This is a genomic window from uncultured Pseudosulfitobacter sp., assembly GCF_963976325.1.
Classification (GTDB): Bacteria; Pseudomonadota; Alphaproteobacteria; order Rhodobacterales; family Rhodobacteraceae; genus Pseudosulfitobacter.
The window spans coordinates 343,180-365,549 of record NZ_CAXBJW010000002.1; the positions used below are offsets into that span (position 1 = coordinate 343,180).

Here is a 22,370-nt window from a genome sequence, read left to right on the forward strand (position 1 = left end):
TTATGAATACACGCGCCCTGCCCCCGCTGAACCAGTTGCGCGCCTTCGAGGCGGCGGCGCGGCACCTGTCGTTCACGACGGCAGCGGGTGAATTGAACATGACGCAAAGTGCCGTCAGCCAGCAGATCAAATCGCTTGAAGGGTATCTGGGCCAGCCACTGTTTTACCGTCGCCCACGGGCGCTGGAACTGACGGTAACGGGGCTGAATTACCTGCCCGTGGTGCGCGACGCCTTCCAGACGCTCAGCCGTGGCACGCGCATGTTGGTGGATGGCGATGCGCGGGACGCTGTGCAGGTGCAATGCAACCTGACCTTTGCCACATGCTGGCTGGCGCCACGTTTGCCGCGTCTGTATGCGCGCCATCCCGATCTGCATTTGCAGATCAACACCGCCATCTGGGACCCGATGGAACGGGGCGACATGGCGGATATCGAAATCCGGTTTCTGATGGCCCCCGCCCGCGACCGCCCGGCCGAACGGTTGACTTGGGACACGTTCTATCCGGTCTGCGCGCCGGACTATCAGGTGTCGCTGGCAGATATTGCCCGGCACCGTCTGTTTTACTGTACCGCCATGCTGACCACCTGGGACGCCTGGGCCGAGGGTGTCGGGCTGCCCCCGGCCCAGGGCCCACGCGTCACCCACGCGCAGGTTCTGGCCACCGCAATGGCCGCCGCCGAGGCTGGCGCAGGGCTGGCGATGACCCATGATTGCGCCGCACGCCATGCCATTGCACAGGGCCGTCTGGTGCGCCCCTTCGCAGGCGCAGTCCAGATGCACGAGGGCTATTATCTGTCACTTGCTCCACAGGCCGAGGACAACGCGCAGGCCCGCGCCATAGCGGACTGGATCAAAGCCGAGATGGCCGTGGATTATCCTTTGTCAGGCTCTGATATTGGACGGGACGGCACCCAGGCATAGCCGTCTGCGCACAGAATATACGCCTCGCGCAGGCCGTGGGGTTTGTCGGTGGGCGGTTGCAGGATCGTGGCGCCTGCTGCCTCGGCCCGCTGCACGGCCAGATCGGCGTCTGTTTCGTACAAGCGTATCTCGATCCCCGCCCCGCGTGGCGGGTTTTCCGGCAGCAGCCCCTGCAACGGGTTGGAATGATAGGTGCCGTCGCTGTGCAGTTGGAACACCTGACCGTGATATTCCATGATCGCAAAATCACCCGACACGCGGTGCGCAGCCATCTCGAAAACAGTCTCTAAAAAGGCTACATGCGCCCGCACATCCCGCACCAGCAGGTTCAGGCCCATGCCCCGCAAGCTGCGGCCAAAGGTGTCGGCGTCAACGGTTTCGTAATCCATACCGCACCGTCACCAAGCCACGCCGGTGCGTCAAGTCATTCCGGCAGGCGCACACCGTCGGCGTCAATCAGCAGATCGCCGTTTTCCTTGGCATAGGGCGCGGGCGGCCAATTGGGCAGCAGATCCAGAACCTCGCCCGAGGGACGGCAAAGCCGCACGCCATTGGCGCAGGCCACGATGGGGCGGTTCACAAGAATCGGATGGGCGACCATTGCGTCCAGCAGCGCATCATCGCTGACACCCTCGTCCAGCAGCCCCATTTCAGCCGCCGGAGATTTCGACACACGCAACGCCGCACGCGGCGTCAGCCCCGCCGCGGCAAACAGCGCCAGCAATTGCGGGCGGGTCCATCCGGTATCAAGATATTCAATCACGGTCGGGTCATAGCCCGCGTCACGGGCAATCTGCACCACATTGCGCGAGGTGCCACAGGCGGGGTTGTGAAAAATAACGATGTCCATGCTTTGCCCTTGCCGCAGTTTCATGACGTTTTCAAGAATGCACAGACTTCCCCTTGCACCCGCCCGCGACTTTGGAACAAATGGGGCATGGAACATACCCCCTTTCCCTCGTGGCCCGATGTGGCCGCCGACCTGATCGCCGTGGCCACGGGCCGCACCCCTGCGCAGACCGTCATCAAGGGCGGCAAATGGGTGAACGTCCACACCCGCGAGGTGCTGGACGGTCATGACATCGCCATCACCCACGGACGCATCGCCTGTGTGGTGCCGGACGCCAGCTATTGCACCGGCCCCGACACCGAAGTGATCGAAGCCAACGGGCGCTACATGATACCGGGCCTGTGCGACGCGCACATGCACATCGAAAGCGGCATGCTGACGCCAGCGGAATTCGCCCGTGCGGTCATTCCGCACGGCACCACCAGCATGTTCACCGACCCGCACGAGATTGCCAACGTGCTGGGCCTGGACGGTGTGCGGATGATGCACGACGAGGCGCTGATGCAGCCCGTGAACATCTTTACCCAGATGCCCAGTTGCGCGCCCAGCGCGCCGGGCATGGAAACCACCGGCTTTGAAATCTCGCCCGAGGACGTGGCCGAAGCGATGGGCTGGCCCGGCATCATCGGCTTGGGTGAAATGATGAACTTTCCCGGTGTCAGCAACGCCGACCCCAAGATGCTGGCCGAGATTGCAGCGACCCAGCGGGCAGGCAAGACCGTGGGCGGGCACTATGCCTCGCCCGATCTGGGGCCTGCCTTTGCAGGCTATGTTGCCGGCGGCCCTGCGGATGATCACGAGGGCACCTGCGAGGCGGACGCGATTGCGCGGATGCGGCAGGGGATGCGGTCGATGATCCGGCTGGGCAGCGCGTGGTACGATGTGCAAAGCCAGATCACCGCGCTCACCGAAAAAGGGCTGGACCCGCGCAACATGATCCTGTGCACCGACGATTGCCATTCCGGCACGCTGGTGAATGACGGGCACATGAACCGCGTGGTGCGCCATGCCATCGACTGTGGTTGTGATCCGCTGGTGGCCTTGCAGATGGCCACGATCAACACTGCGACACACTTTGGCCTGGAACGCGAGATTGGCTCGCTGACGCCTGGGCGGCGGGCCGATGTGATCCTGACCTCGGATCTGAAAACACTGCCGATTGAACATGTGATTGCGCGGGGAAAAACAGTCTCTGTCAACGGCGAAATCTGCGTTGAATGTCCGCATTACGATTGGCCCGACAGCGCACGCCAGACTGTGAACATGGCCCGCGATCTAAGTGCTGACGACTTTCGCATTGCCGCGCCCAAAGGGGCCAACGCCGTCACCGCCAATGTCATCGGCGTGGTCGAAAACCAAGCGCCGACCAAGGCCTTGCAATTTGAACTGCCGGTCACCGAAGGCCGCGTTCAGGCCACGGGCGAGGTGTGCCAGATTGCGCTGGTGGAACGGCATCAGGCGACGGGCGGTGTGGTCAATGCCTTCGTCTCTGGCTTTGGTTACGACGGGCAGATGGCGATGGCGTCAACCGTGGCGCATGACAGCCACCACATGATCGTGGTCGGCACCGATGCCGACAACATGGCGCTGGCGGCAAACCGACTGCGCACGGTCGGCGGTGGCATCACCGTGTTCAAGGACGGCGCAGAACTGGCGCTGGTGGACCTGCCGATTGCGGGCCTGATGTCCGACAACCCCGCCCAAGAGGTCGCCGCCAAGGCCGAGGCGATGATGGAGGCCATGCGCGCCTGCGGCTGCACGCTGAACAACGCTTATATGCAGCATTCGCTGCTGGCGCTGGTGGTGATCCCCGAACTGCGCATCTCGGACCTTGGCCTTGTCGATGTGCGTACCTTTGAATTCAAGCCCGTGATAGAGACACATACATGACCCGTATCCTGACACCGGACGATGGCCACCCGCGCAGCTTTACCGACGCGACCGAAGCCGTGGATTACCTGCAAGAGCTGTATACCGCCGCCACCACGTTCCTGCGGGCGCAGTTTCTGGACGCGATGTCCGACGGCGCGCCCGATGCCCGTGTGCGGGCGTTCTATCCCGAAGTGCGCGTGACCACGTTAAGCTATGCGCAGATCGACACGCGGCTGAGCTTTGGCCATGTGTCGACGCCCGGCACCTATGCCACGACGATCACCCGGCCCGACCTGTTCCGCAACTATCTGATCCAGCAGATCGGGCTGTTGATCGAACACCACGGCCAGCCAGTGCACATCGGGGCGTCGGACACGCCCATCCCGGTACACTTCGCGGTCGGGTCGGACGCGGCCATTCAGGTGCCCCAACAAGGTGCAGCCAGCTTTACCCTGCGCGATGTCTTTGATGTGCCGGACCTGTCGACCACCAGCGACGACATCGTGAATGGCACCTTTACCCCCAGCGATGGCGTCGGCCCGCTGGCCCCGTTCACCGCGCAGCGCATCGACTATTCGCTGGCGCGGCTGGCCCATTACACCGCCACCGATCCCGAGCATTTCCAGAACTTTGTCCTGTTCACCAACTACCAGTTCTATGTCTCGGAATTCGAGGCCTTTGCCCGCGCGCAACTGGATGATCCCGACAGCGGCTACACTGCCTTTGTCTCGACCGGCAACGCGGTGATCACGGCAGGTGACCAGCCGCTGACAGAGCCGGTGAAGATGCCGCAAATGCCGACCTACCACCTGAAACGCAAGGACGGCAGCGGCATCACGTTGGTGAACATCGGCATCGGCCCGTCCAACGCCAAGACCGCGACCGATCACATCGCGGTGCTGCGTCCGCATGCGTGGCTGATGGTCGGCCACTGTGCCGGTCTGCGCAATTCGCAGGCCTTGGGTGATTTCGTGCTTGCCCATGCCTATCTGCGCGAGGATCACGTATTGGACGACGACCTGCCGGTCTGGATCCCGATCCCGGCGCTGGCGGAAATCCAGATTGCGCTGGAACAGGCGGTGGGCGAGGTGACGGCGCTGGAAGGGTTCGACCTGAAACGGATCATGCGCACCGGCACCGTGGCCACCATCGACAACCGCAACTGGGAACTGCGCGACCAGTCCGGCCCCGTCGCCCGCCTGTCGCAATCTCGCGCCGTGGCGCTGGACATGGAAAGCGCCACGATTGCTGCCAACGGCTACCGGTTCCGCGTGCCTTACGGCACCCTTTTGTGCGTGTCGGACAAGCCCCTGCACGGCGAATTGAAGCTGCCCGGCATGGCGTCCGAGTTCTATACAACACAGGTGCAACGCCATCTTATGATCGGAATTCGGGCCATGGAACGGTTGCGGAAAATGCCGCTGGAACGTATTCACAGCCGGAAATTGCGGTCTTTTGACGAGACCGCGTTCCTCTGATCGGCGGAATCCGGGGGAAATCGGCAGAAATAAGCGAAAAATGCGCGATTACCGCTTGTCTTGGACCGCTATTCGTTGTGTTCATATACAACATTCCGTTACTCTACGGGCGTGAGGCCCTATAATTCGGGCGGACGAAGGAGACCATAAAATGGCAAAACCAATGACAAAGACCCAACTCGTCGCCGCACTGGCCGAGGACATGGGGACAGACAAGAAATCCGCAGGCGCAGCGCTTGACGCAGTGTGCGCGCTGATCACACGTGAAGTGTCCGGCGGCGGTGCCGTCACTCTGCCCGGCGTTGGCAAAATCTATTGCCGCGAGCGCCCCGAGCGCATGGTGCGCAACCCTGCCACCGGCGAGCAGTTCAAAAAAGAAGCCGACAAGGTTGTCAAAATGACAATCGCCAAAGCGCTGAAAGACAGCGTGAACGGCTAACCTTGTCTGTGACATGAGTTACGCAAAGGGTCGCCCTAGGGCGGCCCTTTGTTGTTTCGGGGCATAAGGCATCAAACTGCATAACTTTGCCTGCGCCTTGCCCCTTGGCTGCAATTGGGAAAAGGTCGCCGAAACGGGCAACCACAGGACGCGACACCTGAAATGGACATCAAAGCAATCCTGATGGGCGTCGTGTTCGCCTTCATCTGGTCTTCGGCCTTTACCTCGGCCCGGATCATCGTGGCCGACGCGTCGCCCTTGGCGTCGCTGTCATTGCGGTTCTTTCTGACAGGCATCATCGGCGTGTGCATCGCGCGGATGATGGGCCAAAGCTGGAATCTGACGCGCGACCAGTGGCGGGCAACCTTTGTGTTCGGACTGTGCCAGAACGCCATCTATCTGGGACTGAACTTTTACGCGGTGCAGACCGTGCAGGCGTCGTTGGCGTCGATCATCGCGTCGACCATGCCACTGATGGTGGCGGCGACCGGCTGGATCGTGTTCCGCGACCGGCTGCCGCTGTTCGGGGTGATCGGGTTGCTGATGGGCATTGTCGGCGTGGTCATCATCATGTCGGCGCGCATGGACGCCGGTGCGGACATGCGCGGGGTCGCCTTGTGCATAATCGGGGCTGCCTCGCTGACTATCGCCACGCTGTCGATGCGCGGCGCGTCGTCGGGCGGCAACCTGATGATGGTCGTCGGGCTGCAAATGTTCGTGGGCGCGGGCGTGCTGGCCGTGGCCTCAGCGCTGACCGAAACGCTGCGACTTAATCCCACGCCCGAATTCTTTGCCGCATTCATCTACACCATGCTGGCCCCCGGCCTGCTGGCCACCTACATCTGGTTTTCGCTGGTCCAGCGCATCGGCGCGGTCAGGGCGGCAACCTTTCACTTTCTCAATCCGTTCTTTGGCGTGGCGATTGCCGCCGCCCTGCTGGGCGAAAAGCTGGGGGCGCATGATATTCTGGGTGTCGCTGTCATCGGCTTGGGCATTCTTGCGGTACAACTGTCACGCGTCGCAAAAACCTGACCCGGCAGTATTGCACACCATTGAGCCCCGCACGTCGCTGCCGTTAAACTGTTTGCGTATTCAATCGGAGCCTTTGATGAACCGCCGCGCCTTTCTGACCGCCACTGCTGCCACCTTTGTCTTGCCGGGCGTCGCTTCCGCCTTTCAGGTCCGCACCTTCAATCCCGCACTGTGGGACGAAGTGCGCGCCACCGATCAGGTTGTGATCCTGAACTTTCGCACCAACTGGTCGCTGACCTGCCAGATCAAACAGGAACTGATCGCCGAAGCAATTTCGGCAAACCCCGAATACAGCGAATTGCAGTTCATCGACGTGAACTGGGACACCTACGGCCGCTCGCGCATGGCCGAACGGCTGAAGGTCGAGCGGCGGTCGACCCTGTTGGTGATGAAAAACGGCAGCGAAGTTGCACGTCTGGTGAACGAACCCGAAGCTGGCAAAATCCGCAGCCTGATGGACGCCGCGTTGGCCGCGCGCTGAACCGCAGGTCGTTTTCAGAACAGTCACCGCCGTCACGCCCGCGCTAGCGTCGGGTCATGACAATCGTTCCGCGCCGCTACGTGTTCCTGCTGATTCCCGGTTACAGCCAGCTTGGCTTTGCCTGTGCGCTCGAGGCGCTGAGCCTGGCCAACCTGCACCCTTCGGGACAGACCTATTACACGTGGATGGTGCTTAGCGCCGACGGCACGCCGGTGCCTGCCTATAACGGGATCACCACGGTGGTGGATGGCCCCCTGACCGACCTGCACCACGACGATACGCTGGTGGTTTGTGCCGGCGAACAGGCGGGCGCAGGCAGCACCAAACCCGTCCTGAACTGGCTGCGCCGCGAAACCCGGCGTGGCATTGACTTCGGCGCGCTGTCGTCGGGGGCCTATACGTTGGCATTGGCCGGGCTGCTGGCGGGCAAGCGGGTTGTGACCCATTGGCAGTACCGCGATGCGCTGTGCGAACTGCTGCCCGATGTGACCATCGAAAAGGGTCTGTTCACCATCGACGGGCGCGTGTTCACCACTGCGGGCGGGGCCGCGTCAATGGATATGATGCTGGCCCGCATCCGTGATGAATACGGGCAGGATCTGGCGACTTGGGTGGCCGATCAGATGGTCTATACCCATCCGCGCCAGATGGAACACGCCCAGCGCATGTCGGCAGGTGGCCCGACCGAGGCGCGCAATCCCAAGCTGGCGCTGGCGCTGCAAGCAATGGCCAATAATCTGGAAGACCCGTTGCGCCCCGACGAGATCGCCGATCTGGTCCACCTGTCCACCCGCCAACTGGAACGGCTGTTCGCCAAATACCTCGCTGTGTCCCCCAAGCGGCATTACCTCAGCTTGCGGCTGGAGAAGGCACGCGGGTTGTTGCGGCAAACCTCCATGAGCGTGACAGACATCTGCGTGGCCTGCGGTTTCCAGTCCCTGTCGCATTTCTCAAAGTGTTACCGCAGCAACTTTGGCCTGAGCCCCGGACAGGAAATGCGCGGCACCCATTTGTTGTGGACTTCGTGAAGCCGCGCTAAACCTTGGTGAAACAGAGCCAAGGTATTTTAATGAAGCTGCTTTTTGTTCACCAGAACATGCCCGGTCAGTACCGCGAATTTGTCCAGTGGCTGGCCGACACCCGCGAACACGAGATCATCTTTCTGACCCAACGCCGCAAACCACCCTTGATGAAAGGCGTGCGCGAACTGGTCTACAAGGCACACCATCAGGCATCCGATGACACCTATGGTCTGGTCAAAACGTGGGAAAACGCCGCCGGTTCGGGCTTTGGCTGCGCGATGGCGGCCCAAGGCTTGCGCGACAAGGAAGGCTGGGTGCCCGACATCATCATCGGCCACGTCGGCTGGGGCGAGTTGACCTTTATGAAGGAAATCTACCCCGACGTGCCGATCATCGGGTTTTTCGAATATTACTACAGCGTCACCGGCGGCCCTGTCGGGTTTGACCCCGAAAGCCCGGTCAGCGACCATGCCCCGTTTATCATGCAGGCACACAACACCGTGCCGCTGGTCAACATCGACCGCGTGGATCTGGCGCAATGTCCGACGGACTGGCAAAAGAACCGCTTTCCAACTGCCTTTCATGACAAGATGTACGTATGTCACGACGGCATCCGCACCGACACGCTGCTGCCGAACCCCGACGTGGAACTGCGGCTGGGCCGGATCGACCACCCGCTGACCCGCGCGGATGAAATCGTGACCTATGTGGCCCGCAATCTGGAAACCACGCGCGGCTTTCACCAGTTCATGCGCGCCCTGCCCGGCATCCTTAAAGGGCGGCCCAACGCCCGCGTGATGGTGGTGGGCGGCAACGACACATCCTATGGCGGCAAGTCCGAGCACCCCAAAGGCCTGCGCGGCCAGATGGAGGCCGAGGTGGGCGACCGCGTGGATTGGTCGCGTGTGCACTTTCTGGGACAGGTGCCCTATGACGCCTATCAAAAGCTGATCCAGATCAGCCGCTGCCACATCTATCTGACCATGCCCTTCGTGCTGTCATGGTCGCTGCTGGAATCCATGTCGATGCAGGCCACCATTGTCGCCAGCGACGTGGCCCCCGTGCGCGAGGCGATCACACATGGTGAAACCGGGATGCTGGTGGATTTCTTTGATCCCGACGCGCTGGCCGCTCAGGTCGTCGATGTGCTGGCGCGCCCCGACGCCTATGCGCATCTGGGGCCAAACGCGCGGGCGCATGTGGTGAAAACCTATGATTTCCTAAGCGTATGCCTGCCCGAGCACCTGCGCCAGATCAACGCGCTGGTGCCGGCGGACAAGGCCATAGCCCTGCCCGCCTAGATCATCAGTTTGCGGCGTTGTTCGCGGTGTTGAAGACGCCAAAGACCGAACCAACGAGGCCCAGAACCGTACGGGCACCGTTGATCGGGCTTTCGGTGACCAGAACCACGTCGCCCGAGTTGATGCTGAAATTGCGTGCTGAAAACAGCCCGTCGGCATTGGTCAGGTCCAACGTGAACACAACGCGCGGCTGACGCGGCCCGCGCACACCGGGGCGCACCGCGCTGGCGGGATATTCACGCAGGATCAGGATACCCTTGGGGTTGGCCCGCGCCGCGTTCACACCGCCCAGAATCGCCACTGCGTCGGTGGCCGAAATCTGATCCTTGGTGAACGGGTACAGCGATTGCGTCCCCGCAGCCCCCATAGACACGAAATAACGTTCGTCAGCTTCGACAATCACCTTGTCACCACCGCGCAGCCGCGTGTCGTGGCCGGGGTTTTCATACAGACGATTGATCGAAGTCCCGTACATCTTGCCGCCCCGCATCAGGCGAATCTGCGGATTTTTCAGGCTTCCATCAACGCCACCGCCTGCCGCAATCAACGACAGAACCGAAAAGTTCTGATCAGGCATCGGGAAGGAACCGGGCGCGCGCACGCCGCCCACCAGATCGACCGAATTCATCCGCCCCTCGGCCATCGACACCTGCACCTGCGCCGACGGCACAACCGCTTCGAGACTGTTTTGAATGGCCGACCGCGCACTGTCGGGCGTACGGCCCGCCACGTTGATCTTGCCCACATACGGAATAAACACGGTGCCCGCGCCGGTGACCCGCACCTCGGTCAGGTCGGCAACCGGCGAACCGGGGCCAGTCAGCAAGGAATTCTCGCCCGAATCCCAAATGCGAATGTTCAACGTGTCGCCCGGTGAAATCACCTGCGAGTTATAGCCTGCGGTGGCGCCGATCCAGTTGTACTGTTCATCGCCCACGCGCGGCCAGCTTTCGATCGACGGCAAAAACGCCCGTGTGACCGGATAAATCGCAAAGTCGGCTTCCGCCTCGCCCGAGGTTTTCAGGATCTCTTTGTCGACGGCAGCGCCGCGCGGAAGCTCCGAGCAGGCCGCCATAAACGCCATGACACACAGCCACCCGATAATGCGCATTGGTCCTGTCATGCTGTCTTTGCCCCCCGGCAGCTATTTATCTTTCGTATCAGCTGGCAGATTGACGCTGAAACGTTGGAATTTTCTGCTGCGCAAGATACTTGATGGGGTCATGCCGTCAACGCCAACACGACCCGACTTCAAGAATAAGCGCCTCGTGGTTCTGGGCGCCACAGGACGTTTGGGCGCGATCCTGCGCAATCAGTGGACAACGGATGCTGTCCGCTGGCAGGCCCGCACCCAAAAGGCCGGATTCCACTGCGTCGATATTCTGAATGATCCCAAAGCGCTAAGCGCACTGTGTGCTGGCGCCGACAGCATTCTGTGCCTGGCAGGCGTGACCAAAGGCGACCCCCTGGCCCTGCAACACAACACCGATCTGGCGCTGGCGGCCATTGCCGCGGCAGATGGCATACGTGTCTTTTTGGCCTCGTCGGCGGCGGTTTATGGCGCAGGCGGTGCGAATTTACGCGAAACCGACGCGGTGACGCCCGTGTCGCCCTACGGACAAGCCAAACTGGCGATGGAACAGGCAGCATTGGCCACCGGCGCACCGGTCACCTGCCTGCGCATCGGCAATGTCGCCGGCGCCGACGCGATTCTGGGCGGCTGGCACAGCCGGATGGCACTGGACACCGACCCAGATGGCCGGACACCGCGCCGCAGTTACATCGGGCCACAGGCCCTTGCGCGCACGCTGGCCCATGTGATCACCGCCGACGCGCCGCCACCGGTGCTGCACATCGCGGCACCCGGTATTGTCGAAATGGGTGCGCTGCTGGATGCCGCCGCCCTGCCGTGGCGTGCGACTGCGCCAACCGGCCCCGTCCTCTGGGATGTGGGCCTGAACACGGATGCGCTTGCCTTGCTGGCCCCCTTTGCACCACAAGACAGCACGGCCGCAGGCATTGTTGCCGACTGGCACCACGCACGAGACCCCAAATGACCTGGCGCAAGCGCATCTTCGATCTGTTCTTTGCCAGTCTTCTGGTGATTATCCTTGGTCCGGTCATCCTGTGGCTGGTTTGCTATATCCTGATCAAACAGGGCCGCCCGCTGTTCTACGTGGCCGAGCGCATGAAAACCCCCACCCAACCCTTTGGTCTGTGGAAGTTCCGCACCATGTCGGTCGTCGATAAAGACGCAGGGGTGTCGGGCGGCGACAAACAGGCGCGGATCACGCCGCTGGGGGCGAAACTGCGGGCCAAGCGGCTGGACGAATTTCCCCAGCTTTGGAACATTCTAAAGGGCGACCTAAGCTTTGTCGGCCCCCGCCCGCCGTTGCGCGAATATGTCGAGCGGTTTCCACATATCTACGATCAGGTCCTGAAATCGCGGCCCGGTGTGACGGGGCTGGCGACCATCCGGTTTCACAAACACGAAGACAGGTTATTGGCCCGCTGCACCACCCCCGAGGCCACCGACGACATCTACACCCGGATCTGCGTCCCGCGCAAAGCGCGCCTGGATCTGATCTATCAGCGCAATCAATCAACCTGCTACGACTTTGATCTGGTTTTCCAGACCATCGGCAACCTGTTCCGCAGGCGATCCTCCGCCGCCAAACCGCGCCGCTGCTGACATAAGATGCGAATCGCTAAAAACTGACGTAATGTTTGGTTCATTAGGAATTTTTTAAGAGATTTAACGGAACGCTGCTGTTTTATAGTTTGGATGACTATTTTGCACATGCAGCATTTATTATTTCATATTGGCCTTTGTCCGAGTTGCTCTGGTTCAGTCGGCCTATGGGTTAAATGTTTTTGTGGGGGCGCGAAGTGCTGAGTATTATCAAATCCCTGTCGCGCACGCAGAAGCGTAACATCATGCTTTTTGTCGATGCGATGCTGGTGCCGCTTGCCCTGCTGTTTTCGTTTTCTCTGCACGCCAGCGACAGCGGTGCCTTTGGCATGATGCTGGCGTATTTGCCCGTTCTTCCCTTTTTGCTGATCATCGGCGGTGCCCTGTCGGTTTTGCTGGGCGTTTCGACCATTCAGTTGAATGCCTACGAAACCGGTGCCATTGGCCTGACCGGTGCGTTCTCTGTGGCACTGGTCATCGTGTCCTTTCTGCTGACGGCGGCAGCACGCATTCCGGTGCCGATCCCGACGCAGATCATTTTTGGCATCAGCTTTTTCATCTTTTCGATCATCAGCCGCGCCGTGCTGTTGCAGATCGTGCTGGCGATCTACCGGCGTTCATCCGTGCGCTGTCGCGTTCTGATCTATGGGGCGGGCACCACAGGCACCCAACTGGTATCTGCCCTGCGCAGCCACGAACATATCGAGCCTGTTGCCTTTGTGGACGACAACAAGTCGCTGCATGGGCTGATCGTATCGCGGCTGCCGGTCTATTCACCCGTGCGCATCGCCGAAATCGCCTTTGACAAAAAGATCGACCGCGTCTTGCTGGCGCTGCCATCGCTTAGCCTGCCGAAACAGGCGCAAATCTCGCGGCGGCTGCAAAAGATGGGGCTTGAAGTTCAGGCGCTGCCCTCTTTTTCTCAGCTTGTCGGAGAAGAAGCGTTGGTCGACAAGCTGACCGATGTGGAACCCAAACTGTTCCTGAACCGCGATGAAGTGTCGACTGAAACAGGTGCAAGCGCGATCGCCAGCTATCAGGGCAAGACGGTTCTGATCTCGGGCGCTGGCGGGTCCATCGGGTCAGAGCTGTGCCGGCAGGTCATGCAATGCAGCCCTGCAAAGATGGTGCTGTTCGAGCTGAGCGAGGTCGCGCTGTACAAAGTCGACATGGAGCTGCGCCAGATCGCTGAAGACACGGAAATTGAGATTGTGCCGGTTCTGGGTACGGTCACCGATGCACGACAGGTGCGGCGCATACTGGCGGATCATGACGTTCAGGTGGTGCTGCACGCAGCCGCCTACAAACACGTGCCGCTGGTGGAAACGAACCCGTTGACCGGTTTGGCCAACAATGTGCTGGGCACGCATACCTTGGCCACCGAAGCGGCCAAGACGGGTGTCGAGCGGTTCATCCTGATCAGTTCGGACAAGGCCGTGCGCCCGACAAATATCATGGGCGCGTCCAAACGTCTGGCCGAGCTTGTGATTCAGGATCTGGCCAGTCGCGTTCCCACGGACAAGGCGCCGATCTACACCATGGTGCGGTTTGGCAATGTGCTGGGTTCATCCGGTTCGGTCGTGCCGCTGTTTCAGGAACAATTGCGCCGTGGTGGCCCGGTGACGGTGACCCACCCCGAGGTATCGCGTTATTTCATGACCGCCCAGGAGGCCGTGCATTTGGTGCTGCGGGCGGGTGCGATGGCCAAGGGTGGCGAGGTTTTTGTTCTGGATATGGGCAAACCCGTTCACATCGAAAAGCTGGCACGTCAGGTCATCGAAAGCGCAGGCTACACGGTGCGCGACGCCAAGAACCCCGATGGCGATATCGAGATTGAATTCATCGGCCTGCGCCCCGGCGAAAAAATGACCGAAGAGCTGACCCTGACCGGCAACCTGATTGGCACGACCCACCGGAAAATCTTTTCCGCGGACGAGGTGGCACTGTCGGAAATCGAGATCGCCAGCGCCCTGCGGGTCCTGCGCGCAGCCTTGGCCAGCAGCGACGAAGAGGCGGCCAAGGAAGTGGCCATGCGTTGGGTCGAGGGGTATTCGCTTGCCGTGCGCGACCAGTCGGACAAAACGGCGCAACTTACCCCGGTTTCGTGACCCCAAAACCGTCGATTGTCACCCGAATGCCGCGGTTCCGCGCCAAGCCTTGGGATACCGGGCAATGCGGTTGATCTGCACCCGTGCGCCGTGGTCTAGTCTGCGAAACAGTTGAACAACAGATCGGGTGCAGCGTGCTGCGAGCTATTTTCCGCAAAACCACCTTTGCTGCCGCCTTTGTTGGGCTGGGCACCATGACCTATGCCCAAAGCGATGAAACCACGCCCCATTTCAAACTGCCGGTTCAGCCTTCGCTGAACATGTACGGCAGCCCCGGTGTGATCGACATGCCGTCGGGCGACGCGCTGCCTGACGCGCAATTTGTTGTCAGCTATTCCTATTTCGGCGGCATCAGCCGCACCGCGATGACGTTCCAGTTTTCGCCCCGCATTTCGGCCACCTTCCGCTATGTTGGCATCCAGGATTGGAACGACAACGGCTTCGACACCTACCGCGACCGCAACTTTGATGTGCGGTTCCTGCTGCGCCGTGAGTCACTGTATTGGCCCGCGATCACGCTGGGGCTTCAGGATTTCGCGGGCACCGGCATCAATGCCGCCGAATACGTGGTCGCGACCAAAACCTTTGACCGCCCGCTCAGCCTGCCCGGAGCTGTAAAAGTGACGGCAGGTCTGGGCTGGGGGCGGCTGGGGTCATCCGGGTCCATCGGATCACCTTTTGGCAGCAATCGTCCCAGGTTCGACCCCAACAGCAAGGGCGGCAATTTTGCGACCGATCAATGGTTCCGTGGTCCCGCGTCCCCCTTTGCCGGTGTCGAATGGCAACTGAATGACCGCTGGGCGCTCAAGGCCGAGTATTCGCCCGATGCCTATGAGCCCGAAACCTCGCGCGGGGTGTTCACCCGCAAAAGCCGGCTGAACTTTGGTGCCGAATACCAGTATTCGCAAAACCTGCGCTTTGGCGCTTATTGGATGTACGGGTCCGAGCTGGGCATCACCGCGCAATTGCAGGTGAACCCCAAAAATGCGTCCACGCCGTTGATGGTGTCGGGCCCGCGCACCATCCAGCAACGCCCGACCCGCGCGGCAAACCCCGCCGCCTGGTCCGAAGACTGGAGCCGCAGCGCCACGGCCCCCGCCACCATCCGCGATGCATTGCGCCCCGAATTGGAAAAAGAAGGGCTGACGCTGGACGCGCTGTCCGTCAGCGCCAACAGCGCCGAACTGCGATTCCTCAACCGCCGTTACCCCGCAGACGCTGCCGCCATCGGGCGCGCGGCACGGGTGATGTCGCTGATCCTGCCACCGTCGGTCGAAACTTTCCGCCTTGTGCTGGTGCAGAACAACCTGCCGCTAAGCACCGTCACAATGCGCCGTTCGGATCTTGAGGCGCTGGAGTTCCAGCCGGACAACACCAACGCCCTGCTGGCGGTCACCGGCTTTGGCGAGGCTGCGCCCAATCTGCCCCATGCGGTGCAGAACCCCGATCTGTATCCGTCGCTGAACTATTCGCTTGGGCCCTACGTCGCACCCAGCTACTTTGACCCGGAAAGCCCGGTGCGCGCCGACCTGGGCGTCAGCGCCGAATTCCGCTACCGGTTTGCGCCGGGTTGGGTGGTGGCGGGCGAGCTGCGTCACCGTCTGGCCGGCACCATCGCCGACAGCGACCGACGCTCGGGCTCAAGACTGCCACGCGTGCGCACCGACGCCCTGGAGTATGCCAAGGCTGCCGACACCACACTGCATAACCTGTATGTCAGCAAGCAGTGGAAACCGGGTGCCAACACCTATGCCCGCCTGACCGCAGGCTATCTGGAAAAAATGTTCGGCGGTGTGTCGGCCGAGCTGCTGTGGAAACCGGTGAACAGCCGTCTGGCGCTGGGAATCGAGGCAAACTACGTCAAACAGCGTGAATTCGAACAGCAATTCGGCTTTCAGGACTATTCGGTCGCTACCGGCCATGTGTCCGCCTATTACGAATTCGGGGGCGGCTACACCGGTCAGCTGGACGTAGGCCGCTATCTGGCAGGCGATGTGGGTGCCACCGCAACCCTGACCCGCGAATTCGCAAATGGCTGGCGCGTCGGCGGCTTCTTTACCCTGACAAATGTGTCGGCCGCCGAATTTGGCGAAGGGTCGTTTGACAAGGGCATCAAACTGGAAATTCCGGTCAGCTGGTTTATCGGACAACCGTCGAAGCGTACCGTATCGACCACGATCCGCCCGATCCAACGGGACGGCGGCGCCCGTCTGGCCGTTCCCGGCCGCTTGTATGAACAAGTGCGGCACGGACACCGCAACGACATTGTCGCCGATTTCGGGAGAGTCTGGGAATGAGAACACGCACCGTTTGTCTGGCCTTGTGTGCCGGTCTGATCCTGTCTGCGTGTAGCGGCGGCACAGAAACCGCCAGTTCACAATCGTCGACCCTGTCCGAAGTGGTCTCGGTGGCGTCGAACCAGCGCAAGGCCAAGCGCAACCCGCCGGTTCTGCCGACCTTGACGCGCCCCTTGCTGGACGGTCTGACGGTCGCCTCGCTTGAAGTGGTGGCCGCCAAACGCGAGCAGACCGCCTATTTGATCCCCGAGGCCTATCGCGACGGCAACGTGACTGTCTGGCGCACAGGCGGCAACAGCCAGCTCGTGCTGCGTGACGGCGTGTTGATTGGCACCAAGGGGTTGGGCAATGATCTGGCCTCGGCCGACGCAAGCCCCGCGCTGGCGGCCGTGCGCAGCCGCGGCAGCAGCAGCGGCCAGCGTGTGATGTATATCCGCAATGATGTGAATGGCGTCGACCGCATGTCGCTAAGCTGCGAAGTGCGCAACATGGGCGCCGAGACGCTCGAGATTGTTGAACGCAGCTTCCCAACCGTGCACCTGCGCGAGGATTGCAGCAACGAAACCGGACAAATCACCAACCATTACTGGGTGGACCGCCGCGACAGCACGGTCTGGAAATCGCGGCAATGGGGTGGCCCGAAAGTGGGCTACCTGGACATGCGCCTGCTGAAAAAATAGTCCACGACCAACGGATCTGAAAGACGGTCTTAAGCTATGGCGCAGCATAACATCAGTATGCTTGGATCAACTCCAGGCATGTTGTGGCAAAAAACATTCTGGGGTACTCGAAAAGTATCTGTTCCAAGGAGTCATATCATGGCCAAACCATTCAAACTTTTTTCCGCAGTCGCCCTGTCGGCGGCAATGGCAATGCCTGTATTCGCCGATGAGATCCCCCTGAACTCGACCGTTACCGGTGGTCAGGGTCAAGCCAAAGTTGAGGGCCAAGGTCTGGGCGGCGCCCTGAACAATGGTGTTGTGGTTGCTACCGGAGCATTGACCGTTCTCCTGATTGCGGCCGATGGTTCAACAGTTACGTCGACACCGTAAGCGGCTTTTGCTGTCTGTAGAAATCAGGCCGGGCGCCGTTCAGGTGTCCGGTTTTCCTGTTGTGTTTGGCTCTGATTTTTCAGGTCCCGCACAAGCACACCGGTCCAAGCGCGGCTGCCCCTAGTTCAGCAGACCCTCGATCGCGCCGGTCACAGCCCCTGACAAGGGTGTGGTTCCCGACCGCCAGGTTGCCACGACCTGACCATCCGGTCCGATCAGCACCTTTTGAAAATTCCACTTTGGTACAAACCCGGTATCCTTGCGGACCTGTACATAGAACGGATGCGCATCGGGGCCGCGCACATGAGTGATGTCGGTCATTGGCAAATCCAGCCCGAACGTCAGCTCGCAAAACTCCTTAACCTCGGCGGAACTGCTCAGCTCTTGCCGGAAGTCGTCCGACGGCACCGCCAGCACCACCAGCCCGCGTGCCTTGTAGCGGTCGTACAATGTCTGAAGTTCGGCGTATTGCGGGGTGTAGCCACATTGCGACGCGGTGTTGACGACCAGCACAGGACGCCCCGCCCAATCGTCCATCGCCAATTGCCCGCCGTCAATATTCGAAAACTGCTGTCCCCTGACATCCGCAAAGACCGATGTTGCAAGGATAAGGCCCGCAGACAGACCCGCGAACATTTGGACAAGGCGTTTCATGACAAAGCTCCTGATGCGACTGTAAGAGTATACGCGGATCAAACGCCGGCGGATCACATTTCCTTTGCGTGACCATGCTGTAACAACCCTTTGATTTTTCCGCGCCAGCCCCATCTTATGCTCAAAGAAACCCTGACCGAAGGAGGCAAGAATGGCCACCTATACCAAAGACCCCGACGCCATCGCGCGCCTGTCACCCGAAGAATATCGCGTGACCCAGCAAAGCGGCACCGAACGCCCCGGCACCGGTCCGCTTCTGGACAACAAGGAACCGGGCATCTACGTCGACATCGTCTCGGGCGAGCCGCTGTTTGCCTCGTCCGACAAATACGAAAGCGGCTGTGGATGGCCCAGTTTCACCAAACCCATTGAACCGGCGCACGTGAATGAACTGCGCGATGCCAGCCTGGGCATGATCCGCACCGAGGTGCGCAGCACCCATGGCGACAGCCATCTGGGCCATGTCTTTCCCGACGGTCCGCGCGATCGTGGCGGCTTGCGGTATTGCATCAACTCGGCCTCGCTGCGTTTTGTCCACCGAGACGACATGCAGGCCGAAGGGTATGGCGATTACCTCGATCAGGTGGAGGACGTGGCATGAGCGACGCACGCGCAGTTCTGGCAGGCGGATGTTTCTGGGGCATGGAGGATCTGATCCGCAAGCGCCCCGGCGTGAAATCGACCCGCGTGGGATACACCGGCGGCGACGTGCCCAACGCGACCTATCGCAACCATGGCACCCACGCCGAAGGGATCGAGATTATCTATGACCCAGCAGTCGTATCCTACCGCGAGCTGCTTGAGTTCTTCTTTCAGATCCACGACCCCACCACCCCCAACCGTCAGGGCAATGATGTCGGCCTAAGCTATCGTTCGGCGATCTATTATGTCGACGAAGACCAGAAAGCGGTTGCACTGGACACCATCGCCGATGTCGAAGCATCGGGCATCTGGCCCGGCAAAGTCGTGACCGAGGTCGAGCCGGTGGGTGACTTTTGGGAAGCGGAACCCGAGCATCAGGACTATCTGGAACGCATCCCAAACGGCTACACCTGCCACTTTGTCCGTCCTGACTGGGTGCTGCCCAGACGCGCGGCAGAATAGACCCTAACAAAGCAATTCAGCCGTCCGCGACCCGCGGGCGGCCAGATGCCTCGACGGTCAGCGTCGCCTCGACGAACACCTGCCGCGCTTCGGCTTCGGCGGTGCGAATGTCCCGCTCGACCCTGACCTGTATATCCCCCGCACCGGCGGCTTGGGCCTCGGACACAGCCGCTGCGTGCAGGGCTGCTTCTAGCCGAGTCAACGCCGCGTCCGAAGACATGAAATCTTCGGGGCCAGTGTCCAGATGCACGCGGAACCGGCCTTCGCTGGGCGATGTCACCGTCCCGCTGCGCCGCATCGTCACCCGCCCGACAACAGCCCCGATCGCATTGGCGACACCCGCATGTTCCGGCAGGATCATGTCGCACCCCATCAGCACACCGACAGCCGGATAATAGCTGGCCGCCGATGCGCCCAGACCGATCACCGGCACGTTCAGGCCGGCGTCAATGCGCACAACGCCTGCGTGTCGGCCCAACCCGCGTTGCATCAGAACGTGACGGGCCAGAACCTCGGGCGACAATCCAAACTCTTGCGGGTCTTCTGCAAAAGCAGTCTCTAACAACGCCAAACCGGTCTGATGCGTCAACTGGTCGACGATGATCTGCGCCATCACCTGCGGATCGCGGGCCAGCGTAACACCCGCACCGGTGCGTCGCCTGCCGAACAGTTCCAGCGCCATCCGCGCGGCATCTGAGTTCCAGGCAGACACAACGCCCAAAACATGCGCCGCGTCCGACGGCGTCACGCCTGCAACCTGCACCAATCCACGCTCGACCAACCGTTTCAGCGCGGCCACCTCCATACGTGATTTCAGAACTTTGCCCAGCGGCCAGACGTCTGCGCCAATCCGGCCCAGCAGATCCGCATCCCGTTCCGCCAGCCCATGCGCCTCGATCCCCGGCACCGCCCGGACAAATCGCGCATCGTATTCACCAGGCGTCGTGACGCGCAATTGTTGCTCTAACACGGGCAGAACCGCCTCTGGCGCCTCGTGCGCAATCAACGACACCGGCAACAAACGGCGCGGTCCCAAGGTCACGCCGCCTTGTAACCCATCCACGGTAAAATGCACCTCGCTGTCGCCACCCAACCCCGTGGTGCGCATAGCGACGGCTTCGACCATCGTGCGATAGGGACCGACCTGCGCGCCCGCGGGATCAATCGCAGGCCGCCCGTTTTTCAGCATCGCCACGTCCGTGGTGGTGCCGCCAATGTCACTGACCAGCGCAGTGTCCGCCCCTGTCATCCAACGTGCACCAACAATCGACGCGGCGGGTCCGCTCAGGATCGTCTCGATCGGCCGTGCACGGGCCTGTGCGGCACTCATCAGCGCCCCGTCGCCGCGCACAACCATCATCGGCGCCGTTACCCCCAGATCGACCAGCACCTGCTCGGCCCGCCCGATCAACCGCAGCGTCAACCCGATCAGCCGTGCGTTCAGTACGGCGGTCAGCGCCCGTTTCGGTCCGTTCAACTTGGCCGACAATTGATGCGACGCAGACACGGGTCGTCCGGTGATCTGCGTGACCAGTTCAGCCGCCCGCAGCTCGTGGCCTGGGTTGCGCGTGCCAAACTGCGCCGCGACGGCAAAGCCGCTGACATCCGCTTTATGTGTCTCTAAAAAGGCAATCAGGGCCGCTTCATCCAGAGGCGCGACCTGCGCACCGGCATGATCATGCCCGCCGGCAAGCACGATATAGGGGTCGCCCTTCAATGCCTCGCGCAGCCCGTGCGCATCCAGATCCTTGTCGCGGAACCCGATATAGACCAGCGCCACGCGCCCGCCCTGCCCTTCGACCAGCGCATTGGTGGCCAGCGTCGTCGACAGCGACGCCATCGTCACCTGATCCGCCGTCACGCCGGATTGCGTCAGCACGGCGCGCACAGCGGCACCTACGCCAATCGCAAGATCCTGCCGCGTGGTCAGCGCCTTGGCGCTGGCGATCACCGTCTTTTCGTCCCGCACCAACACTGCGTCGGTATAGGTTCCGCCCGTGTCCACACCCAACAAGATCGCCATCAGGCCGTTCCTTTTAACCGCGCCACCGCCCAGCGCGCCGCATCGGCCACTGTCGCATCCGCATCTTCACACAACCCCTGCGCCACGGGCAGCAGCGTCGCCGCACCCGAATTCCCGATGGCGTACAGGACATTCCGCACAAAGCGGTCCCGCCCGATCCGCTTGACCGCAGAGCCAGAGAACCGCGCCCGAAACGCGGCATCATCCAGCGCCGCCAGTTCCGCCAAGGGCGGCGCTCCAACGCCCCTGTGATAGCGCATATCGCTGGCGGCAACCGCAAACTTGTTCCACGGACACACCGCCAGACAATCGTCACATCCGTAAATCCGGTTGCCCATCTTGGCCCGCAGATCTTCGTCCACGGGGCCGGCATGTTCAATCGTCAGATAGGAAATGCAACGCCGCGCGTCCATTTGATAGGGCGCGGGAAAGGCATCGGTCGGGCAGATGTCCAGACAGGCGGTGCAAGACCCGCAATGCCCAACCTCGGGCGCATCCGGTTCAAGCTCCAGCGTGGTGAAAACAGAGCCTAAAAAGGCCCAATTTCCCCATTCCCGGCTTAGCAGACTTGTGTGCTTGCCCTGCCAGCCCAGTCCCGCCGCCTGTCCCAACGCCTTTTCCGGCACGGGGGCGGTGTCGACAAACACCTTGATCTCGCCGCCTGCTGTCTCGATCAACCAGCGCCCCAACCGCTTTAGGCGCTTCTTGACGATGTCATGATAATCCCGCCCCTGAGCATAGGCCGAAATCACCCCGCGCTCGCGTTGTTCCAACAACGGCAAGGGGTCATACTCGGGCGCATAGCTCTCGGCCAGCATCAGCACCGACCGGGCCTCGGGCCACAGGGCAGCGGGATTGCCGCGCCAATGCATCCGCTCGGCCATCCAACCCATCTGCCCATGATAGCCCGCGTCGACGAACGCTTCCAACCGCGCGGCCGCATCCGGCACCGCATCGGGCCTGCACACGCGCGCCATGACAAACCCTTCGTCCAGCGCGCGGGCGATGACCTGTTGCTTCAGGTCCATGTCTTCTCTGGTTC

The 22,370-nt window shown here is 61.5% G+C and carries 22 protein-coding genes; 16 read left to right on the forward strand and 6 right to left on the reverse strand.

Going from position 1 to position 22,370, the window contains the following annotated elements; genetic code table 11:
- Positions 1 to 2 precede the first annotated feature (2 nt).
- Positions 3 to 923: a LysR substrate-binding domain-containing protein gene (locus AAC077_RS08885; RefSeq protein ID WP_339768628.1), complete on the forward strand. Its 921-nt coding sequence runs from the start codon at positions 3 to 5 to the stop codon at positions 921 to 923.
- Here AAC077_RS08885 and AAC077_RS08890 read toward each other — a convergent pair.
- The gene (locus AAC077_RS08890; protein ID WP_339768629.1) at positions 875 to 1,312 is read right to left on the reverse strand and encodes a VOC family protein; all 438 of its coding nucleotides are present in this window, start codon (positions 1,310 to 1,312) and stop codon (positions 875 to 877) included. The two genes, AAC077_RS08885 and AAC077_RS08890, sit on opposite strands and share 49 nt — an antisense overlap.
- 35 nt (positions 1,313 to 1,347) lie before the next feature.
- Complete coding sequence (arsC, locus tag AAC077_RS08895; protein ID WP_339768631.1) at positions 1,348 to 1,773, reverse strand: arsenate reductase (glutaredoxin); 426 nt, start codon at positions 1,771 to 1,773, stop codon at positions 1,348 to 1,350.
- A gap of 87 nt (positions 1,774 to 1,860) precedes the next feature.
- Here arsC and ade point away from each other — a divergent pair, with 87 nt between their 5' ends.
- From ade to AAC077_RS08930, 7 genes are all read left to right on the forward strand, one after another.
- Positions 1,861 to 3,663 (forward strand): adenine deaminase, encoded by a 1,803-nt coding sequence (gene ade, locus AAC077_RS08900; protein WP_339768633.1) that lies wholly within the window; start codon positions 1,861 to 1,863, stop codon positions 3,661 to 3,663.
- On the forward strand, positions 3,660 to 5,123 hold the full coding sequence (locus tag AAC077_RS08905) for an AMP nucleosidase (RefSeq protein ID WP_339768635.1): 1,464 nt from the start codon (positions 3,660 to 3,662) through the stop codon (positions 5,121 to 5,123). Before ade ends, AAC077_RS08905 begins: the two co-directional genes overlap by 4 nt.
- 151 nt (positions 5,124 to 5,274) lie before the next feature.
- Complete coding sequence (locus tag AAC077_RS08910; protein WP_028955749.1) at positions 5,275 to 5,562, forward strand: HU family DNA-binding protein; 288 nt, start codon at positions 5,275 to 5,277, stop codon at positions 5,560 to 5,562.
- Positions 5,563 to 5,724: 162 nt separating this feature from the next.
- Positions 5,725 to 6,594 carry a DMT family transporter gene (locus AAC077_RS08915; protein WP_339768662.1) on the forward strand — a complete coding sequence of 290 codons (870 nt, stop codon included), beginning with the start codon at positions 5,725 to 5,727 and terminating at the stop codon, positions 6,592 to 6,594.
- Between the two features lie 76 nt (positions 6,595 to 6,670).
- Positions 6,671 to 7,075 (forward strand): thioredoxin family protein, encoded by a 405-nt coding sequence (locus AAC077_RS08920; protein ID WP_339768664.1) that lies wholly within the window; start codon positions 6,671 to 6,673, stop codon positions 7,073 to 7,075.
- Positions 7,076 to 7,131: 56 nt separating this feature from the next.
- Positions 7,132 to 8,103 (forward strand): GlxA family transcriptional regulator, encoded by a 972-nt coding sequence (locus AAC077_RS08925; protein WP_339768666.1) that lies wholly within the window; start codon positions 7,132 to 7,134, stop codon positions 8,101 to 8,103.
- Positions 8,104 to 8,144: 41 nt separating this feature from the next.
- Positions 8,145 to 9,398: a glycosyltransferase family 4 protein gene (locus AAC077_RS08930; RefSeq protein WP_339768668.1), complete on the forward strand. Its 1,254-nt coding sequence runs from the start codon at positions 8,145 to 8,147 to the stop codon at positions 9,396 to 9,398.
- 4 nt (positions 9,399 to 9,402) lie between these two features.
- Here AAC077_RS08930 and AAC077_RS08935 read toward each other — a convergent pair whose 3' ends face one another.
- Complete coding sequence (locus tag AAC077_RS08935) at positions 9,403 to 10,509, reverse strand: polysaccharide biosynthesis/export family protein (protein ID WP_339768670.1); 1,107 nt, start codon at positions 10,507 to 10,509, stop codon at positions 9,403 to 9,405.
- A 112-nt stretch (positions 10,510 to 10,621) separates the two neighbouring features.
- Here AAC077_RS08935 and AAC077_RS08940 point away from each other — a divergent pair, with 112 nt between their 5' ends.
- The 6 genes from AAC077_RS08940 (at position 10,622) to AAC077_RS08965 (ending at position 17,547) form a co-directional block, all read left to right on the forward strand.
- Complete coding sequence (locus AAC077_RS08940; protein WP_339768672.1) at positions 10,622 to 11,455, forward strand: NAD-dependent epimerase/dehydratase family protein; 834 nt, start codon at positions 10,622 to 10,624, stop codon at positions 11,453 to 11,455.
- A complete protein-coding gene (locus AAC077_RS08945) occupies positions 11,452 to 12,090 on the forward strand; it encodes a sugar transferase (protein WP_339768674.1) in 639 nt (212 codons plus the stop codon). The genes AAC077_RS08940 and AAC077_RS08945 overlap by 4 nt, the downstream gene beginning before the upstream one ends.
- 197 nt (positions 12,091 to 12,287) lie before the next feature.
- Positions 12,288 to 14,198, forward strand: a complete 1,911-nt coding sequence (locus AAC077_RS08950) for a nucleoside-diphosphate sugar epimerase/dehydratase (RefSeq protein WP_339768675.1) — start codon at positions 12,288 to 12,290, stop codon at positions 14,196 to 14,198.
- Positions 14,199 to 14,332: 134 nt separating this feature from the next.
- Positions 14,333 to 16,495, forward strand: a complete 2,163-nt coding sequence (locus AAC077_RS08955) for a YjbH domain-containing protein (protein ID WP_339768677.1) — start codon at positions 14,333 to 14,335, stop codon at positions 16,493 to 16,495.
- Positions 16,492 to 17,175: a YjbF family lipoprotein gene (locus AAC077_RS08960; protein WP_339768679.1), complete on the forward strand. Its 684-nt coding sequence runs from the start codon at positions 16,492 to 16,494 to the stop codon at positions 17,173 to 17,175. The genes AAC077_RS08955 and AAC077_RS08960 overlap by 4 nt, the downstream gene beginning before the upstream one ends.
- Positions 17,176 to 17,313: 138 nt before the next feature.
- The gene (locus tag AAC077_RS08965; RefSeq protein WP_339768681.1) at positions 17,314 to 17,547 is read left to right on the forward strand and encodes a hypothetical protein; all 234 of its coding nucleotides are present in this window, start codon (positions 17,314 to 17,316) and stop codon (positions 17,545 to 17,547) included.
- A gap of 120 nt (positions 17,548 to 17,667) precedes the next feature.
- Here the strand turns inward: AAC077_RS08965 and AAC077_RS08970 are convergent, their stop codons facing one another.
- Positions 17,668 to 18,201, reverse strand: a complete 534-nt coding sequence (locus AAC077_RS08970; RefSeq protein WP_339768683.1) for a glutathione peroxidase — start codon at positions 18,199 to 18,201, stop codon at positions 17,668 to 17,670.
- Between the two features lie 151 nt (positions 18,202 to 18,352).
- On the opposite strand from AAC077_RS08970, the gene msrB reads away from it, so the two are divergent.
- Together msrB and msrA are read left to right on the forward strand one after the other, a co-directional pair.
- Positions 18,353 to 18,802: a peptide-methionine (R)-S-oxide reductase MsrB gene (msrB, locus tag AAC077_RS08975; protein ID WP_339768685.1), complete on the forward strand. Its 450-nt coding sequence runs from the start codon at positions 18,353 to 18,355 to the stop codon at positions 18,800 to 18,802.
- The gene (msrA, locus tag AAC077_RS08980; RefSeq protein ID WP_339768687.1) at positions 18,799 to 19,305 is read left to right on the forward strand and encodes a peptide-methionine (S)-S-oxide reductase MsrA; all 507 of its coding nucleotides are present in this window, start codon (positions 18,799 to 18,801) and stop codon (positions 19,303 to 19,305) included. The genes msrB and msrA overlap by 4 nt, the downstream gene beginning before the upstream one ends.
- 16 nt (positions 19,306 to 19,321) lie before the next feature.
- On the opposite strand, the gene AAC077_RS08985 is transcribed toward msrA, so the two are convergent.
- Together AAC077_RS08985 and queG are read right to left on the reverse strand one after the other, a co-directional pair.
- Positions 19,322 to 21,328: a hydantoinase/oxoprolinase family protein gene (locus tag AAC077_RS08985; RefSeq protein WP_339768688.1), complete on the reverse strand. Its 2,007-nt coding sequence runs from the start codon at positions 21,326 to 21,328 to the stop codon at positions 19,322 to 19,324.
- Entirely contained in the window at positions 21,328 to 22,356 is a 1,029-nt protein-coding gene (queG, locus tag AAC077_RS08990) for a tRNA epoxyqueuosine(34) reductase QueG (RefSeq protein ID WP_339768690.1), read from the reverse strand. Before queG ends, AAC077_RS08985 begins: the two co-directional genes overlap by 1 nt.
- Positions 22,357 to 22,370: the final 14 nt, after the last annotated feature.

Bases quoted from the DNA above. Each gene is read 5' to 3' on its own strand.
- AAC077_RS08890 (WP_339768629.1), bottom strand. From the start codon at position 1,312: ATGGATTACGAAACCGTTGACGCCGACACCTTTGGCCGCAGCTTGCGG.
- AAC077_RS08965 (WP_339768681.1), top strand. From the start codon at position 17,314: ATGGCCAAACCATTCAAACTTTTTTCCGCAGTCGCCCTGTCGGCGGCA.
- AAC077_RS08930 (WP_339768668.1), top strand. From the start codon at position 8,145: ATGAAGCTGCTTTTTGTTCACCAGAACATGCCCGGTCAGTACCGCGAA.
- AAC077_RS08905 (WP_339768635.1), top strand. From the start codon at position 3,660: ATGACCCGTATCCTGACACCGGACGATGGCCACCCGCGCAGCTTTACC.
- AAC077_RS08970 (WP_339768683.1), bottom strand. From the start codon at position 18,201: ATGAAACGCCTTGTCCAAATGTTCGCGGGTCTGTCTGCGGGCCTTATC.
- ade (WP_339768633.1), top strand. From the start codon at position 1,861: ATGGAACATACCCCCTTTCCCTCGTGGCCCGATGTGGCCGCCGACCTG.
- AAC077_RS08910 (WP_028955749.1), top strand. From the start codon at position 5,275: ATGGCAAAACCAATGACAAAGACCCAACTCGTCGCCGCACTGGCCGAG.
- queG (WP_339768690.1), bottom strand. From the start codon at position 22,356: ATGGACCTGAAGCAACAGGTCATCGCCCGCGCGCTGGACGAAGGGTTT.
- msrB (WP_339768685.1), top strand. From the start codon at position 18,353: ATGGCCACCTATACCAAAGACCCCGACGCCATCGCGCGCCTGTCACCC.
- AAC077_RS08920 (WP_339768664.1), top strand. From the start codon at position 6,671: ATGAACCGCCGCGCCTTTCTGACCGCCACTGCTGCCACCTTTGTCTTG.
- AAC077_RS08915 (WP_339768662.1), top strand. From the start codon at position 5,725: ATGGACATCAAAGCAATCCTGATGGGCGTCGTGTTCGCCTTCATCTGG.
- AAC077_RS08925 (WP_339768666.1), top strand. From the start codon at position 7,132: ATGACAATCGTTCCGCGCCGCTACGTGTTCCTGCTGATTCCCGGTTAC.
- msrA (WP_339768687.1), top strand. From the start codon at position 18,799: ATGAGCGACGCACGCGCAGTTCTGGCAGGCGGATGTTTCTGGGGCATG.
- AAC077_RS08935 (WP_339768670.1), bottom strand. From the start codon at position 10,509: ATGCGCATTATCGGGTGGCTGTGTGTCATGGCGTTTATGGCGGCCTGC.
- AAC077_RS08985 (WP_339768688.1), bottom strand. From the start codon at position 21,328: ATGGCGATCTTGTTGGGTGTGGACACGGGCGGAACCTATACCGACGCA.
- AAC077_RS08940 (WP_339768672.1), top strand. From the start codon at position 10,622: ATGCCGTCAACGCCAACACGACCCGACTTCAAGAATAAGCGCCTCGTG.
- AAC077_RS08885 (WP_339768628.1), top strand. From the start codon at position 3: ATGAATACACGCGCCCTGCCCCCGCTGAACCAGTTGCGCGCCTTCGAG.
- AAC077_RS08960 (WP_339768679.1), top strand. From the start codon at position 16,492: ATGAGAACACGCACCGTTTGTCTGGCCTTGTGTGCCGGTCTGATCCTG.
- AAC077_RS08945 (WP_339768674.1), top strand. From the start codon at position 11,452: ATGACCTGGCGCAAGCGCATCTTCGATCTGTTCTTTGCCAGTCTTCTG.
- arsC (WP_339768631.1), bottom strand. From the start codon at position 1,773: ATGGACATCGTTATTTTTCACAACCCCGCCTGTGGCACCTCGCGCAAT.